Origin of the sequence: Mycobacterium interjectum, assembly GCF_900078675.2 — a bacterium.
Taxonomy (GTDB): Bacteria; Actinomycetota; Actinomycetes; order Mycobacteriales; family Mycobacteriaceae; genus Mycobacterium; species Mycobacterium interjectum.
This window is the reverse complement of the sequence record NZ_LT546237.1, coordinates 3,351,710-3,366,010: the sequence shown is the minus strand read 5'-3', so window position 1 is coordinate 3,366,010 and position 14,301 is coordinate 3,351,710. Positions and strand designations below refer to the sequence as shown.

Sequence of the window (14,301 nt, the reverse complement as noted above, 5' to 3'; positions counted from 1 at the left end):
GGGTGGTGAAAGGGCAATGACGCGTGACCTCGGGCCTGGCCCGATCCATCGTTCCGAAACCACCAGTGCCGCACGACCTGTCGCCGCGGCACCCGGCCGTCATTTCGGCGCGCAGTCCTACGCGCGGCCCCTGGCGGGGCTGGCGACCATCGTCCTGATCGGCCTGATCTTCGCTGTCGCGGTAGGCCTCTTCCAGGGCTCCTTCACGACGAGCGTGCCCGTCACCGTCGTCTCGCCGCGCGCCGGCCTGGTGATGAACCCGGACGCCAAGGTGAAGATGCGCGGCGTCGAGGTGGGCAAGGTCGCCTCGATCGATGTGCGGCCGAACGGCGAAGCCGTCCTGCACCTTGCGATGCAACCGTCGCAGATGCACCTCATTCCGGCCAATGTGCTCGTCGATATCGCATCGACGACGGTGTTCGGCGCCAAGTTCGTTGAGCTGGTGCCGCCCGCCGAGCCGTCGGCGCAGCCGCTGCGCGCCGGCCAGGTCCTCGAGGGCAAGCACGTCACGGTCGAAATCAACACGGTATTCCAGCAACTCACGTCGCTGTTGTCGACGATCGATCCGGCCAAGCTCAACGAGACCCTCGGTGCGATCGCGTCGGCGGTCAACGGCCGCGGCCACAAGATCGGCCAGATGCTGCGCGACCTGGATTCCTTCCTGGCCACCCAGGAGCCCAGCCTTCCGGCACTGAGTCACGACCTCGAGGCCCTGCCCGCGGTGAGCGACGCCTACGCCGACGCGGCGCCGCACCTGCTCGCCACGGCCGACAATGCCGTCCGGATCAGCAAGTCGATCGTCGACGAGCAACAGAACCTGGACGCGTTCCTGATCAGCTCGATCGGCTTGGCGGACATGGGCAATGACGTGGTGGGCGGGAACAGGCAGGCGCTGACCGACGACCTGCATCTGCTGGCGCCGACCACCGACCTGCTCAACCAGTACCACCAGGCGCTGTACTGCGGCATCGCCGGGTCGCTGGGGAACCTGCACGCGCCGGACCTGCCCGAGCCGATGGTCAAGGTGACGGTCGTTCTCGGCCTCGGCGCCGAGCGCTACCGCTACCCGTCCAACCTGCCCAAGGTCGCGGCGACCGGCGGTCCGCAGTGCATGGATCTTCCGGTGGTGCCCTTCGATGTCGCGCCGCCGTTCGTGGTGACCGACAACGGCTCCAATCCGACGCAGTACGGCAACCAGCAACTGCTGCTCAACTCCGATGCGCTCAAGCAGCTGCTGTACGGGCCGATCGACGGGCCCCCTCGCAACACCATGCAGATTGGAATGCCCGGATGACGGGCTCGCGCGGGATGATCCTCAAGTTCGGCACGTTCGCCACCGTGATGGTCCTGCTGACCGTGTTCTTGTTCTTCATCTTCGGGCAGTACACGACGGGTGCGACGAACGGGTACTCGGCGCTCTTCACCGACGTGTCGCGGCTGAAGCCCGGACAGACGGTGCGAGTGGCCGGGATTCGGGTGGGCACGGTCAACAGCGTCAGCCTGCGCGCCGACAAGAAGGTCGTGGTGAAGTTCGACGCGGACCGCAGCGTGGTGCTCACCACCGGCACGCGCGCCCAAGTTCGCTACCTGAACCTCGTCGGTGATCGCTACCTCGAGCTCGTCGACGGCCCCGGATCCACCAAGGTGCTGCCGGCCGGGGCGGAGATCCCGATCGATCGCACCGCGCCGGCCCTCGACATCGATCTGCTGCTCGGCGGGCTGAAACCCGTTACCCAGGGCCTCAATCCGCAAGACGTCAACGCCCTCAGCGCAGCGCTCATTCAGGTCTTTCAGGGCGAGGGCGGAACGCTGCAGTCGCTGCTGTCGAAGTCGTCGTCGTTTTCCAACACCTTGGCCGACAACAACCAGACGGTGCAGGAACTGATCGACAACCTCAACACCGTGGTGGCCACCGTCGACAAGGACGGCACCAAGTTCTCGGGCGCCATCGACCGGCTGGAGAAACTGGTCAGTGGATTCGACCAGGACCGTGACACCATCGGCACCGCGATATCCGCCCTGGACAACGGGACCGCCTCGATCGCGGATCTGCTCACCCGCGCCCGCCCGCCGCTGGCGGCGACGGTGGACCAGACGAATCGGCTGGCCCCGCTGCTGGACAAGGACAAGAACCTCCTCGACACCTCGCTGCAGAAGTTGCCGCACAACTACCGCAAACTGCTCAGGCTCGGTTCGTACGGCGCCTGGTTCCCCTACTACCTGTGCGGACTGGCGCTCCGTGTCTCCGATCTGCAGTACCGCACGGTGGAAGTGGGCATCAAACACCAGACCACCGGGCGTTGCGCGGAACCGAAGGATCCCGATGAATAAGTACCGCGGAGCGGGCCTCATCAAGGCCGGATTCATCGGCGCCGTCCTGATCGCGCTGGTCATCGCCGTCGGGCTGAACCCCGAACAGCTGGTGCAGCGGGCCACCACGGTCCGTTACCAGGCGCTGTTTGCCGATGCCGGCGGGCTCGCGCTGGGCAACGACGTGACGATCTCGGGAATCAAGGTCGGCAGCGTGACGGGCATGTCGCTGCAGCACGGCGACGTCCTGGTGACGTTCACCGCCAAGGGCAATGTCCTGCTCGGCTCGGCCAGCACTGCGCACATCAAGACCGGTTCGCTGTTGGGCCAGCGGGTGCTCACGGTCGACTCCGCGGGCACCGGCAACTTGCGTCCGATGGCCGTCATCCCGGTGTCGCGCACGTCCTCGCCGTACTCGTTGTCCGAGGCCGTGAATGATCTGACGACCGACCTGCAGGGAACCAACACCGAGTCACTCAACCAGTCCCTTGACACCTTGTCGGCGACGCTGAATCAGGTTGCGCCGCAATTGGGTCCCGCGTTCGACGGGATCAGCCGGCTTTCCCAGACACTCAACGCCCGCAACCAGACACTCGGGCAGCTGCTCAAGGGAGCCGCCGACGTCACCGGCGTCCTCGGGCAGCGCAGCCAGCAGCTCAACACGCTGATCCTCAACGCCAATGATTTGTTGTCGATGCTGGTGGCGCGGCGGCAGGCGATCGTGCGGCTGCTGGCCAGCACGTCCGCGGTGGCCAGGCAGCTGTCCGGTGTGGTGCACGACAACGAGGCGAAGCTGGCGCCGTCGCTGGAGAAGCTGAACTCCGTGACGGCGGTCCTGGAAAAGAACCGCGACAATCTCGCCAAAGCGCTTCCGGGACTGGCGAAGTACGAGCTGACGCAGGGAGAGACCGTCTCGAGCGGCTACTACTACAACCCGTTCATCCCCAACCTCTTCCAGCTGGAATTCTTCCAGTGGCTGTTCGACTACGCCTTCGGGTTCCGCGCCTACGGCGCCCCGGGTCAGCCACCCGACACCGCCGGGCCGCGGGCCTTCTTCCCGTTCCCGTTCAACCAGGACCCGGGAGGGCGGCCATGATGGGCCTCGGGGCGATTCCGCGCAACAAGCTCAAGGCGGGACTGGCGATCGTACTGGCGGGGCTGGTCGTTGTCGGCGCGGCGATCGCCATCCGTAACACCTTCTTTCGCCCGACGACGATCACCGCGTACTTCCCCACCGCCACCGCGATCTATCCGGGCGACGACGTGCGGGTGTCCGGCATGAAGGTCGGCACCATCGCATCCATTCAGCCGGAGGGGACCCGGGCGAAACTGGTGATGCACGTCGATCGCAACGTGCCCATTCCGGCGGACGCCAAAGCGGTGATCGTCGCCCAAAACCTGGTGGCGGCGCGCTACGTGCAGCTCACCCCGGCATACCGGACGAGCGGCCCCACCATGCACGACGGCGCGGTGATCCCGATCGAACGGACGGCGGTGCCCGTCGAATGGGACCAGGTCAAGGACCAATTGATGCGTCTGGCAACGGAATTGGGACCCAACAGCAAGGTGTCCACCCCGTCGGTCGCGCGGTTCATCGACAGCGCGGCCGACGCGTTGGGCGGCGGCAACGGCGAGAAGCTGCGCCAGACGCTGGCCCAACTGTCCGGGGTGGCCCGGGTCTTCGCCGAGGGCAGCGGCAACCTCGTCGACATCATCAAGAACCTGCAGTCCTTCATCGGGGCCCTGCGCGACAGCAACGTACAGATCGTGCAGTTCGACAACCGGCTGGCCACGCTGACCAGCGTGCTCGACGACAACAAGTCCGATTTGGACGCGGCGCTGACGGACCTGTCGAGCGCGGTCGGTGAGGTGCAGCGGTTCATCGCGGGCAGTCGCGATGCGACCTCCGAACAGGTCTCGCGGTTGGCCGACCTGACGCAGATACTCGTCGACCAGAAGATGGCGTTGAAAAACGTGCTGCACATCTCGCCGACCGCGCTGGCGAACGCCTACAACGCCTACGACCCGGACACGGGCAACATCCGCGGCGGGGTCGGCCTGCAGAACTTCACCAACCCCACGTTCGCCTGGTGTGCGGGCATCGGGGCCATCGAGAACGTCACCGCCGTCGAGACGGGCAAGCTGTGCGGCCTGTATCTGAGCCCGGCGTTGAAAGTGTTCAACCCGAACTTCATCGTCAACTTCAACTATCTGCCGATTCCGGTCAACCCGATCCTGGCCCCGTCGTTTGCCCCGCAAAACGTCGTNGAACCGCCGCCGGCCGCACCACCGCCGGCCTCGCCGCCGCCCGCCGCCCCGGCGAACCTTCAGGACATGCTGCTCCCGGGTGAAGGAGCGCAACCATGACCGCCCGGATCGCGGTACGGCGCCTGCTCGGCATCGGCTGCGCCGTCATGCTCGCCGTGAGCGGATGCGCATTCAACGGCCTCAACTCACTGCCGCTGCCCGGCGCGGTGGGAAGAGGTCCGGGCGCCACCACCTACCACGTGGAGCTCGCCAACGTCGTGACGATGGAACCGAATTCGCCGGTGATGGTCGACGACGTCATCGTCGGCAGCATCAGCAAGATGACGGTGCGCGGGTGGCACGCCGATGTCGAAATCTCGGTGAAACCCGGCACGGTGATCCCCGCCAACGCGGTCGCGAGCGTAGGGCAGACCAGCCTGCTGGGGTCCATGCACCTGGCCCTGAATCCGCCGCTGGGCCAGCAGGGCATCGGACGGCTGCAACCGGGTGCCACCATCCCGCTGAACCGGTCCTCCACCTATCCGTCGACCGAGCAGACGCTGTCGTCGCTGTCGGTGGTCCTCAACGCGGGGGGGCTGGGCCAGTTCGGCGACATCATCCACAACTTCAACGCCGCCCTGTCCGGAAACGAAGGCGCGGTCCGCGATCTCCTCGAGCGGCTCGACAGGTTCGTGGGCACGCTCGATCAGCAGCGCGACAACCTCGTCGCGTCGATACGGGCGCTGAACCGCCTGTCCGGCACGTTCGCGGCCCAACGGGACGTGATCACCCAGGCGCTGTACAAGATTCCGCCGGCGCTGGACGTCCTCGTCAAGGAGCGCCCGCGCATCACGACCGCGCTGAACAAGCTCGGGACGTTCAGCAACACCGCGACCCGGCTCGTCAACGACGCGGGGGATGACTTGGTGAGGAACCTGAAGAATCTCGCGCCGGCACTTGGTGCGCTCGCCGACATCGGGCCGGATCTCGACGCCGCTATCGCGTTGGCGCCGACGTTCCCGTGGACCCAGAGCATCATCGACCGATACATCCGGGGCGACTATCTCAACGGGTATTTCATCATCGATTTGACGAACGCCGGTCTGCGCAAGGGCATCCTGCGCGGCACCCACTGGGAACGGATCGGCGCCGAGGCCGTACCCGGGCCCGGGGATCCCGAATACCTGCAATACAGATACGGTGCTCCGCCCGGGGCGCCGGGCGCGCTCAGCAAACCCGGACCAGTTGGGGAACCGGCACCGTTCGGGCCACCGCCACCCTGGGGGCGGCCGCTGCCGGGACCGCCGCCGTCGGCGGCGCCGGCGCCGGTCAACCCGCAGTCGGGAGACGCACCGCCACCCGCGGCGCCGCCGCCGGTGTCACCGTTGATCGCGGGCTTGACGTGGCTCGGTCCCGATGCGCAGAAGGGGCCATCGTCGTTGCCCGGCCCCGCGCCGGCGCCAGCGGCCGATCAGGGCGCCCCGGTGCCGGGTGCGGCGCCGACCACGAGCCAGCCGACGGACGGGGGCTCGTAGATGCTGACCCGTTTTGTCCGTATCCAGTTGGCGATCTTCACGATCGTCGGGATCGTCGGTGTGGTCGTCATGGTGTTGTGGTACATCCAGGCGCCGACCCTGCTCGGCATCGGCAAGATGACCGTCACGTTGAAACTGCCCGCCACCGGTGGCCTGTACCGCTTTGCCAATGTGACCTACCGCGGGGTGCAGATCGGCAAGGTGACCGCCGTGGGGCTGACCCCTGACGGCGCGAAAGCCACTCTGTCCCTTGATACTTCACCGAAGATTCCGGCGGACCTGAAAGCCGAGGTGCTGAGCATCTCCGCGGTCGGTGAGTACTACGTCGATCTGCGGCCCCGAAACGACTCCCCGCCCTACCTCCACGACGGCTCGGTGATCGCCATGAACGACGCGACGATCCCCCAGCCGATCGGCCCCGTGCTCGACCAGTCCAGCAAGCTGATCAACAGCATTCCCAAGGGCAAGCTCGGTCAATTGCTCGACGAGTCGTTCAGTGCGTTCAACGGCGCCGGTTACGATTTCGGCTCGCTGTTCGACAGTTCGTCACGGCTCTCGGGTGACCTCAACGGCGTCGCCGACCGGACACGGAGCCTGACCGAAGACACCGGGCCGTTCTTGGACGCGCAGGCCCAGACGGCCGATTCGATCCGAACGTGGGCGCGCAGCCTGGCCGGATTCAGTGGGCAGCTGGCGAAAGACGACCCGCAGTTCCGCACTCTGCTGCAACGGGGGCCGGGAGCCTTGGACGAGGCGTCGCGGCTGCTCGATCAGATCAAACCGACGCTGCCGGTGCTGCTTGCGAACCTCACCACGATCGGCCAGATCGGCGTGACCTATCACGCTTCCCTCGAACAGATCTTGGTCTTGCTGCCGCCGTTCACCGCGGCGATCCAGTCGTTCATCGGCACGAAGTCCCCGACGGGGTTGGCCACCGGCGCCTTCAACCTCATCATCAGCGACCCGCCCGCGTGCACGGTCGGCTTCCTGCCGCCGAGTCAGTGGCGTTCAGCGGCCGACACCCGCACCATTGACACGCCGGACGGGCTGTACTGCAAGCTGCCCCAGGATTCACCGATCGCGGTGCGCGGTGCCCGCAACTATCCCTGCATGGGGCAGCCCGGGAAACGCGCCCCGACCGTCGAAATCTGCGAGAGCGACAAGCCTTTTCAGCCGCTGGCGATGAGACAGCACGTCTTCGGCACATACCCGCTGGACCCCAACCTCATCGCGCAGGGGATCCCGCCCGATGACCGGGTCAACTGGAACCGGGAGAGAATCTTCGGGCCGGTGGAGGGAACGCCGCTTCCCCCGGGCGCGGTTCCNGCCGCCGGCCGCACCGCCCGCGGGGCCGTCGGCGGCGCCAAGTGCGTTCGGCCACAGTGGGTCTCAGACGGGTCCGTCGGTGGCGATCGCCCAATACAACCCGCGCAACGGCACCTACGTGACGCCGGACGGCCAGGTTTATCGCCAGGCGGATCTGGCCGCGCCGACCACGCCCAAGGCGCCGAAGACGTGGAAGGACATGTTCGCCACGTGAAACACGTGGCGCGCCTTTAGGTTACAAGCGGCGGGTCAGCCGATTTTGTCCAGCCTGAACGGCTGGTCGATGTAGAGCGGCTTGTTGGTGCCGCAGGCGCCGCTGGGCCCGGACGTCTGTTCCCGCCCGGCCAGGACCGTCGACCCGAGGACTTTCTCACCGGTCTCCGGGTTCGCGGGATAGAAATGTATGACGTCGTGACCGACGAATGAGGTGCCGTCGGGGCAGGTCGTCCAATTCGGAATGTCGCGTTTGACGAACCAGGTGGACCCCTCGTTCATAAATATCGGTGCGGTCCAGCCCTGATCGCTGACGACCGTACCGTCGCACCGGTAGGCCGTGGAACACGACGTGGTGATCGTCCAGGTGCTTCGGACCACCGGCTCCTGGTGAAAAATCTCGTTGGTCCGGGCCCAGTCGCCGACCACGGTGGCGGTGTACTTGCCGTTGATGGAGGGGTCATAGGCCCACGCCGACGGCGCCACGCCCACGCCGACCGCCACCAGGGTTGCGCTTATCGCCAGATTTATCGGACGCATCGTGTGCTCCTTGACGCCCTAAATACCGCCAATTCCAAGCGAATCGAATTCACAGACTAACACCGCCCCCGCATGTCATGGAATGGTTTAGGCCGATGCCTGGGTGGGGGCTCACAGGACATCGAATTTATCGATTAGCCACGATCCTTTTACCTTTGCCATCTCTACCTTCAGGCTGCTCGACGTCACCACCGGTTCCGGCTTCGCCTTGCTCGTGGTCTTCTGTTTGATGAAGACAAGCACTACAGCCGAATTCGGGTGCAGTTCCGACACGGCGGCCTTGACCACGGTGGCCGTCGTCGTGACTTGGCCGCGCTGCGCCGATGGACCCACGACCTGGTCGACGAACCGTTGGTAGTACGCCAGATAGTCTTCGGTGAGCCGGGATTTGGCATTGGCGAAATCGCTTTCAAGAGTCTCCGGCGAATAGGACAGCAACGCCACCGCGCCATCGCTTGCCGCCCGGATGACCTGGTGCGCCGCGGCGCGATCCGTCCGCAAATCCGGGCGGTAGTCGAAGTAGAAGATCCGGGCTGCGTTGCCCAGGGCGGCAATCAGCACGAGCGTCAACAGGATTGGACGCCACCGTGCCAGGAAACGACGCGTCCAGCGCCCGATCGCGCCGGCTCGGAGGGCAGGCGCCGGCTGCCGAGCCTCTGTGGGCGGTGCGCTGTCGAGCGTCACGGGACGAACTCGAGTCGCGAAATCTTCAGCTGCCCGGCGTCGCGTTGGATGGTAACGACGATCCGCATCGACCGCGATTCCGGCTTGGCCTCACCGGGCTTGGTGATCTCGGATTTCGCCGCGATCAGGACGACCGCGGAATCCTGGCTCATGGACTGCACGGCGGCGGCTTGGACCGAGCCCGTGGAGTTCACCTTGGACTGCTCGACCGCCTTGACGGCATCCTCACCGCCCATCAGGATGCTGAGTTTGAAGGTTCCGGTCGTGTCGTCGACGAAGCGCTGCAGATCCTCTCTTGCCTTACTCGCGTCGATCGTCATCATCGTGACGATGGCATTGCGGGCGGCCGCAGCGAACTCCGCGCTGCGCTGCCTTTCCCGCTCGACGCCGCGGTGATGCCACACCAGGTACCCGCTGCCCGCCAGCGAGGCGCAGACGACCCCGACCGCCGCGACCGCGGCCATGGCCTTCCGGCTGGGGCGGCGCAGCCGCCCCAGGCGCGACGGCGCCGACTCGGTCTCCTCGGCGCCCGGCGCGTTGTGATCGTCCGGAGAGGCCTCGAGCTGTTGACGCAATCGCATTGCGCGGGCGCGCGCGGCCTCGGCACGGGCTTCCGCCTCGGCGACTTCCGCGGCTTCGGGGACCTCTGTTACCGACGGGGGCGGTGGCGCCGACGGGGCCGCCAGGAGTCGATCGCCGGCGTCGGTGGCCCCAGCGGGAAGCTTGCGCCGAGGCACTGGATCACCTCCTCGTCCGCGCCTACAGGAGAGCCACATTATCACTGCCAGACGGGCACGCCGGCGGCGGCGACAGCGTAATTGGCTGCATATCTTCTCGGACCCGGAGAATTCTATTCACAGAGGTGGGCCAAGTAATTTAAAGTGATCCCGTGCGATTCATCGTGGCAGCGGCCGCCGCATGCTTAGGCCTTTTGCAAGGCCTCGGGGTCCTGGCGGCGCCGCCGGCAAGCGCCGGACCGGTCAATTGCGATTATCCGGACTGCACGCCCGGCATCATGCCGCACCAAGTGCTCGGTGCGCCGTGCGACAACACCACGTACTACGTGTTCGGGACCGCCGACTACTACGTGTCTTTCGCCACGCAGCCGGGACGCCTGATGTTCTGCGGCTCGCCGAGGCGGTACGAGCCACGCTGGTTCCGGTCGCCGCCGATGGCCGGCGTCAAGGTCGAGGGCTCGTCCTGCGTCGACTTCCCGGAGTACTACGTGGCACAGGCCCCGGATGGCCTGTTCCTGGTCTGCAATGCGCATGACGGAACACAGGTTTGGGAGCGCGGCGACACCTGAGCCCGATTCGCGGCCGGCCTTACGGCCGGGTGTTCGGAATCTCCGGCCAGTCCTGGAAAGGGCTGGGCCCCCAGTAATCGCCGTTGTGAATCGTGCCGTCCTGGTCCCGGTGATGCGCGTCGTGACACGTCGTTGGATCCCATTGGGGACCCCATGCCGGGTCGAACGGCTGGCCCGGGCACCAGTGGTATCCGACGAACGGCCAGGGCGGGTTGTCGGCGTGAGCGCCGGCTGCGGTGCCCACGCCGACCAGTGCCAAGCCGGTGGTGGCCATGACCGCTGCGGCAGCGAAACGCGCGACTTTGCTCATGGGAGAACCGTACCCGAGCGCGCCGGCACCGGACCAGGAAAATTGCTGGAACAGGCGTCAGTCCGCCGCGTCGATCAGCCGGCGCGTGATGCGCCCGACCTGGGCGCGCAGGGCGTCGTCGTCGATGTCTGCCACGAGGGGGGACACCACCCCGACCGCGATGGCGCCCGACAGCATTGCGGCCGCGACCCGCGCGTCCTCGGCGGCGTCGTCGAGCAGCACGCCGTAGAGCCGCTGGATGAATTGTTGGAACGGTTCGTGCTCGCCCAGCAACCGCACGACCACGGGATCGAACTGCAGGGTGCTTGCGGCGCCGCGTCGTTCGATGGCGACGTCGATGACCCGATCGAGCAGCGCCTCCCGCGCCCTGCTTCGGTGGTCATCCGCCTCCGCGGCCTCCAGCGCCTCCTCGAGACCCCCGAGCTCGCGCTCCGTGAGCGCGATGACGATTTGCTCCTTGGTCTTGAACTGGTGGTAGACAGCGGCCTTGGTAACCCCGATGGCGTCGGCGATCATCTGCAGCGAGGTTCCGCCGACACCGTGCTCGGCGATCAGCTGCAGCGCGGCGTCGAGGATGCGCGTCTGCGCGGGACTGCGCGTGATGAAGCGAAACCGGCTCCTGGTCTGCGGGGAAACCACACTCCGAAGCGTAGCCGATCGGCTATTGACCGCGGGTAGCCGATCGGCTAGTTTCCCTGACTAGCCGCGTGCGCCAACGGACCCGGCGCACTGGAAGGAGTCACCGATGACCGACATCGGCGCCAACCACACTGCCGACCCTGGGCGAAAGGCGTTGCGGCGCACCGATGGTGAGCTAATCCTGTTGTGGACGTTGCCCGCGACGGTGCTGATCTGGATCGGCGCGTTCCTGCTCTTCCCGGGCTTCACGCCGCCGATGTCGCCCACGATGTCGGCGGAGCAGGTGGCCGCGTTCTACCGCGATCCGGCCCACCTGCCGGAGATCCGCTACAGCATGATCGTGTTCAACTGGTTCGGCGTGTGCCTGGTGCCGATCCTGGCCCTGATCGTCTTGCAGATCCGCAGGATGGCGCACCGGACACCGATCTTCTCCTACGCGATGCTGGGCTGCGTGGCCGGCGGCCCCACGCTTTTCCTCGTCGCGAACGTCTGCTGGCTGCTGGCCGCCTTCCGTACCGAACGCAGCCCGGAGCTGACCCAGTTGCTCAACGACTTCGCGTGGGTAACCTTCACGATTCTGGTGCCCTTCCTGATCGGGCAGAGCGTGATTCTCGCCCTCGCAATCTATTTCGACGATCAACCGCGCCCGGTCTTCAAGCGCTGGGTGGCCCACTTCAACCTTATCGTGGCGACCGCGCTGGTGCCCGCGGCGTTCGTCGGCGTGGCCCTGACGGGCCCGCTGGCGTGGGACGGCTTGCTGTCCTTCTGGGTGAAAAACGTTGCCATCGCGGTATGGATCGTCGTGATGGGCGTCGCTTTGGGCCAGGCCGTTTATCGGGAGCGTGCCGAATATCGCCGGGGCGGGGAAGAACTCGTCGTCGCATGAGCGCGGCGATGATGACTCCATCCGCGTCCGCGGCCACGGCGCCGTCGGGCCCGCTGCATCGCCGGATGGGTTGGCACCTGCGGCGCGGCCCCAAGCGCGAACTGTGGCTGGCCTGGGGGGTGCTCGTCGTCTTCTACAACCTGTTCTTCCCGGTGTTCTTCGTGGTGGCCCAAGTCCAGCCGCCGCCGCAGCCCACCTGGGACCTCGCGACGCAGGTGCACTGGTTTCACGAACGCCACCTCGGGATACCCGTCGGCTTCGGCGTGATCTTCGCCGTCAGCGGCATGATCGCGATCAACAACGCCCTCATCGCGTACTCGATGCGGCGAATGTCGGTCAGCCCGGCGTTCGCGTATTCGTATCTGATCATCTACTCGCTCAGCGCGGTTCCCGGCATGCTGCTGCTCAACATCGCGCTGATCGTGGGGACGCTGCGACCCGAGCGAGACCCGGAAGTTCTCGGTTGGCTCTACGACTTTGCCTTCTTGTCCTTCGACGGAACCATGGGGGTTTTCCTGATCGGCTCGCTGATCTGGATGGTCGCGATCCTGCTCGACAAGAATCGGGTGTTCCCCAAGTGGTTCGGCTACCTCAACCTGTGCAATGCGCTCACCGAGGTAGTCGTGGCGCCGTGCTGGATCTTCCGGCGCGGCGTGCTGGCATGGAATGGTCAGATCGCCTGGTGGCTGGACATGGTCGTATTCGGCTTCTATCAAGTCACTTTCATCGTCATGTTGTTTCGCATGATCCAGCGCGAGGACTTCGGTACCGGGCCTCTACCGGAACTCAAGCCCGAGCTCGCCCGGAAAACGGCGGCCGCGTGATGACCGAGGCGGCCGAGAAGAGCGCACGCGCCCGGTTCGTCCCGGGTCAGCCCGACATGTGGGCCTTCGTCCTGTTCGAAACGCTCGTCTTCACAGGGTATTTCGGCTTCTACCTGTTTTACCGCAGCCGAAGCCCGGAGCTCTTCCTGCACTCCCAGGCGCAGCTCGACCTGCGTATCGGGGTCTTCAATACGTTGGTCCTATTGCTGAGTTCCTGGTCGGTGGCGCGGTGTGTCCAGTCGTCACGGGCCGGCGCATACCGAGCGGCGCTGCGCGACGTGTTCATCACGGCCGCATTCGCCGCCGTGTTCCTCTTTTTCAAGGTGTTCGAATGGTTCCGGTTGGTCCGCATGGGAAACGGCTTGGCCAGCAACGACTTCTTCACCTACTACTTCTTCCTGACCGGGATCCATTTCGTGCACCTGCTGATCGGCTTCGTGGTGCTCGGTGTCATCGTCTACCAACTTCGAAGCCAGGGCCGGCGGGAGCGGAAGGTCCAGGAAAACATCGAAACGTGCGCCACCTATTGGCACACCGTCGACTTTCTCTGGGTGTTGATCTTCGCGCTGCTGTACGTGGTGAGGTGACGGGTGATCACTTTCAATAAGCGGCTGTTGGTTGTTTGGCTGGTGCTGGCGTCGCTCACCTTGGGTTACCTGGTGATCGACCACTCGGCGGATGGTTCGGCCGGGCCCAGCGCGGTGGTCACGTCGAGCGTCATCGTGATCGCAGTCATCAAGGTGCGCATCATCTTTCGCGAGTTCATGGAAGTCAGGCAGGCGCCCGCCTTGCTGGGCCGCCTGACGGACGCCTGGGTGATACTGATCGCGGTGAGCCTGCTGGCCTGCTACTTCGCCGGAATGGCGATCCGATAGTTCGCAAGTGTCAACGCGGTAGACGCGGGCGCGAGTTTTGTCATCGAGATATACGCCCTTTGTAACGGTTGAATAACGCTTATCTCGCGGCGACTTTGGCGTTTTGTCCACGCTCAGTAGCATCGGCCCGATCTCGTAATACGCCGAGAGGCGGGTGGCACCATGACGTTTCTGGTCGCAGCACCGGCGCTGGTGACAGCGGCCGCCTCGGAGCTGTCCGGCATCGGCTCGACACTCGGCGAGGCTAATGCGGTCGCCGCGGTGGGAACCACCGCACTGCTGCCCGCCGCCGGCGACGAGGTGTCGGCGGTGATCGCGTCGCTGTTTTCCACCTACGCGAAGGCCTACCAGTCCCTCAACGCGCGGGCCGCGACCTTTCACCAGCAATTCGTGCAGGCGCTCAACGGCGCGGGCAGTTCGTATGCGGGCACCGAGGCGGCCAACGCGGCACCGGTGCAGAGCCTGGAGCGCGACGTGCTGGGCGTGATCAACGCCCCGACCAACGCGCTGCTGGGGCGTCCACTGATCGGCAACGGCGCGGACGGGGCACCCGGAACCGGTCAAAACGGCGGGCCCGGTGGGCTTTTGGTCGGCGACGGCGGCAAA

The 14,301-nt window shown here is 65.9% G+C and carries 16 protein-coding genes and 1 pseudogene; 12 read left to right on the top strand and 5 right to left on the bottom strand.

All coding sequences use genetic code 11. The features are described 5' to 3' along the window. The first annotated feature begins 16 nt into the window (after positions 1 to 16). From BN4348_RS50550 to BN4348_RS50525, 6 genes and pseudogenes are all read left to right on the top strand, one after another. The gene (locus BN4348_RS50550) at positions 17 to 1,294 is read left to right on the top strand and encodes an MCE family protein (RefSeq protein ID WP_066915708.1); all 1,278 of its coding nucleotides are present in this window, start codon (positions 17 to 19) and stop codon (positions 1,292 to 1,294) included. Beyond that, positions 1,291 to 2,331, top strand: a complete 1,041-nt coding sequence (locus BN4348_RS50545) for an MCE family protein (RefSeq protein ID WP_066915706.1) — start codon at positions 1,291 to 1,293, stop codon at positions 2,329 to 2,331. The genes BN4348_RS50550 and BN4348_RS50545 overlap by 4 nt, the downstream gene beginning before the upstream one ends. Then, positions 2,324 to 3,406, top strand: a complete 1,083-nt coding sequence (locus BN4348_RS50540; protein ID WP_066915702.1) for an MCE family protein — start codon at positions 2,324 to 2,326, stop codon at positions 3,404 to 3,406. The genes BN4348_RS50545 and BN4348_RS50540 overlap by 8 nt, the downstream gene beginning before the upstream one ends. After that, positions 3,403 to 4,677, top strand: coding sequence for an MCE family protein (locus tag BN4348_RS50535; RefSeq protein WP_066915700.1), 1,275 nt, complete (start codon positions 3,403 to 3,405; stop codon positions 4,675 to 4,677). The genes BN4348_RS50540 and BN4348_RS50535 overlap by 4 nt, the downstream gene beginning before the upstream one ends. Beyond that, entirely contained in the window at positions 4,674 to 6,092 is a 1,419-nt protein-coding gene (locus BN4348_RS50530; protein WP_066915698.1) for an MCE family protein, read from the top strand. Before BN4348_RS50535 ends, BN4348_RS50530 begins: the two co-directional genes overlap by 4 nt. Beyond that, positions 6,093 to 7,632 (top strand): annotated as a pseudogene (locus BN4348_RS50525) (MCE family protein). It begins immediately after the preceding gene. A gap of 35 nt (positions 7,633 to 7,667) precedes the next feature. On the opposite strand, the gene BN4348_RS50520 reads toward BN4348_RS50525, so the two are convergent. The 3 genes from BN4348_RS50520 to BN4348_RS50510 form a co-directional block, all read right to left on the bottom strand. Further along, positions 7,668 to 8,171: an Rv2253/PknI dimerization domain-containing protein gene (locus BN4348_RS50520; RefSeq protein ID WP_066915696.1), complete on the bottom strand. Its 504-nt coding sequence runs from the start codon at positions 8,169 to 8,171 to the stop codon at positions 7,668 to 7,670. Positions 8,172 to 8,282: 111 nt separating this feature from the next. Then, complete coding sequence (locus tag BN4348_RS50515; RefSeq protein ID WP_066915694.1) at positions 8,283 to 8,855, bottom strand: twin-arginine translocation pathway signal; 573 nt, start codon at positions 8,853 to 8,855, stop codon at positions 8,283 to 8,285. Continuing rightward, positions 8,852 to 9,592 carry a hypothetical protein gene (locus BN4348_RS50510; RefSeq protein WP_142308742.1) on the bottom strand — a complete coding sequence of 247 codons (741 nt, stop codon included), beginning with the start codon at positions 9,590 to 9,592 and terminating at the stop codon, positions 8,852 to 8,854. The genes BN4348_RS50515 and BN4348_RS50510 overlap by 4 nt, the downstream gene beginning before the upstream one ends. Before the next feature lie 152 nt (positions 9,593 to 9,744). Between BN4348_RS50510 and BN4348_RS50505 the strand changes: the two genes are divergently transcribed. Continuing rightward, entirely contained in the window at positions 9,745 to 10,161 is a 417-nt protein-coding gene (locus BN4348_RS50505) for a hypothetical protein (RefSeq protein WP_066915689.1), read from the top strand. A gap of 19 nt (positions 10,162 to 10,180) precedes the next feature. Here BN4348_RS50505 and BN4348_RS50500 read toward each other — a convergent pair whose 3' ends face one another. Both BN4348_RS50500 and BN4348_RS50495 read right to left on the bottom strand, forming a co-directional pair. After that, the gene (locus tag BN4348_RS50500) at positions 10,181 to 10,471 is read right to left on the bottom strand and encodes a hypothetical protein (RefSeq protein WP_066915686.1); all 291 of its coding nucleotides are present in this window, start codon (positions 10,469 to 10,471) and stop codon (positions 10,181 to 10,183) included. A gap of 57 nt (positions 10,472 to 10,528) precedes the next feature. After that, the gene (locus tag BN4348_RS50495; protein WP_066915684.1) at positions 10,529 to 11,110 is read right to left on the bottom strand and encodes a TetR/AcrR family transcriptional regulator; all 582 of its coding nucleotides are present in this window, start codon (positions 11,108 to 11,110) and stop codon (positions 10,529 to 10,531) included. A gap of 106 nt (positions 11,111 to 11,216) precedes the next feature. Here BN4348_RS50495 and BN4348_RS50490 point away from each other — a divergent pair, with 106 nt between their 5' ends. The 5 genes from BN4348_RS50490 to BN4348_RS50470 all read left to right on the top strand — a co-directional run. Then, positions 11,217 to 11,996 (top strand): hypothetical protein, encoded by a 780-nt coding sequence (locus tag BN4348_RS50490; protein WP_066915682.1) that lies wholly within the window; start codon positions 11,217 to 11,219, stop codon positions 11,994 to 11,996. A gap of 11 nt (positions 11,997 to 12,007) precedes the next feature. Next, positions 12,008 to 12,820: a hypothetical protein gene (locus tag BN4348_RS50485; protein ID WP_372513950.1), complete on the top strand. Its 813-nt coding sequence runs from the start codon at positions 12,008 to 12,010 to the stop codon at positions 12,818 to 12,820. After that, complete coding sequence (locus tag BN4348_RS50480; RefSeq protein WP_066915680.1) at positions 12,820 to 13,407, top strand: cytochrome c oxidase subunit 3 family protein; 588 nt, start codon at positions 12,820 to 12,822, stop codon at positions 13,405 to 13,407. Before BN4348_RS50485 ends, BN4348_RS50480 begins: the two co-directional genes overlap by 1 nt. Before the next feature lie 6 nt (positions 13,408 to 13,413). Beyond that, positions 13,414 to 13,695 (top strand): cytochrome C oxidase subunit IV family protein, encoded by a 282-nt coding sequence (locus BN4348_RS50475; RefSeq protein ID WP_066916062.1) that lies wholly within the window; start codon positions 13,414 to 13,416, stop codon positions 13,693 to 13,695. A gap of 162 nt (positions 13,696 to 13,857) precedes the next feature. Continuing rightward, positions 13,858 to 14,301 (top strand): PE family protein (locus BN4348_RS50470; protein ID WP_142308821.1); only part of this gene is annotated, 444 nt, incomplete at its 3' end.

Bases quoted from the DNA above. Each gene is read 5' to 3' on its own strand.
- BN4348_RS50520 (WP_066915696.1), bottom strand. From the start codon at position 8,171: ATGCGTCCGATAAATCTGGCGATAAGCGCAACCCTGGTGGCGGTCGGC.
- BN4348_RS50490 (WP_066915682.1), top strand. From the start codon at position 11,217: ATGACCGACATCGGCGCCAACCACACTGCCGACCCTGGGCGAAAGGCG.
- BN4348_RS50530 (WP_066915698.1), top strand. From the start codon at position 4,674: ATGACCGCCCGGATCGCGGTACGGCGCCTGCTCGGCATCGGCTGCGCC.
- BN4348_RS50480 (WP_066915680.1), top strand. From the start codon at position 12,820: ATGACCGAGGCGGCCGAGAAGAGCGCACGCGCCCGGTTCGTCCCGGGT.
- BN4348_RS50545 (WP_066915706.1), top strand. From the start codon at position 1,291: ATGACGGGCTCGCGCGGGATGATCCTCAAGTTCGGCACGTTCGCCACC.
- BN4348_RS50500 (WP_066915686.1), bottom strand. From the start codon at position 10,471: ATGAGCAAAGTCGCGCGTTTCGCTGCCGCAGCGGTCATGGCCACCACC.
- BN4348_RS50540 (WP_066915702.1), top strand. From the start codon at position 2,324: ATGAATAAGTACCGCGGAGCGGGCCTCATCAAGGCCGGATTCATCGGC.
- BN4348_RS50550 (WP_066915708.1), top strand. From the start codon at position 17: ATGACGCGTGACCTCGGGCCTGGCCCGATCCATCGTTCCGAAACCACC.
- BN4348_RS50485 (WP_372513950.1), top strand. From the start codon at position 12,008: ATGACTCCATCCGCGTCCGCGGCCACGGCGCCGTCGGGCCCGCTGCAT.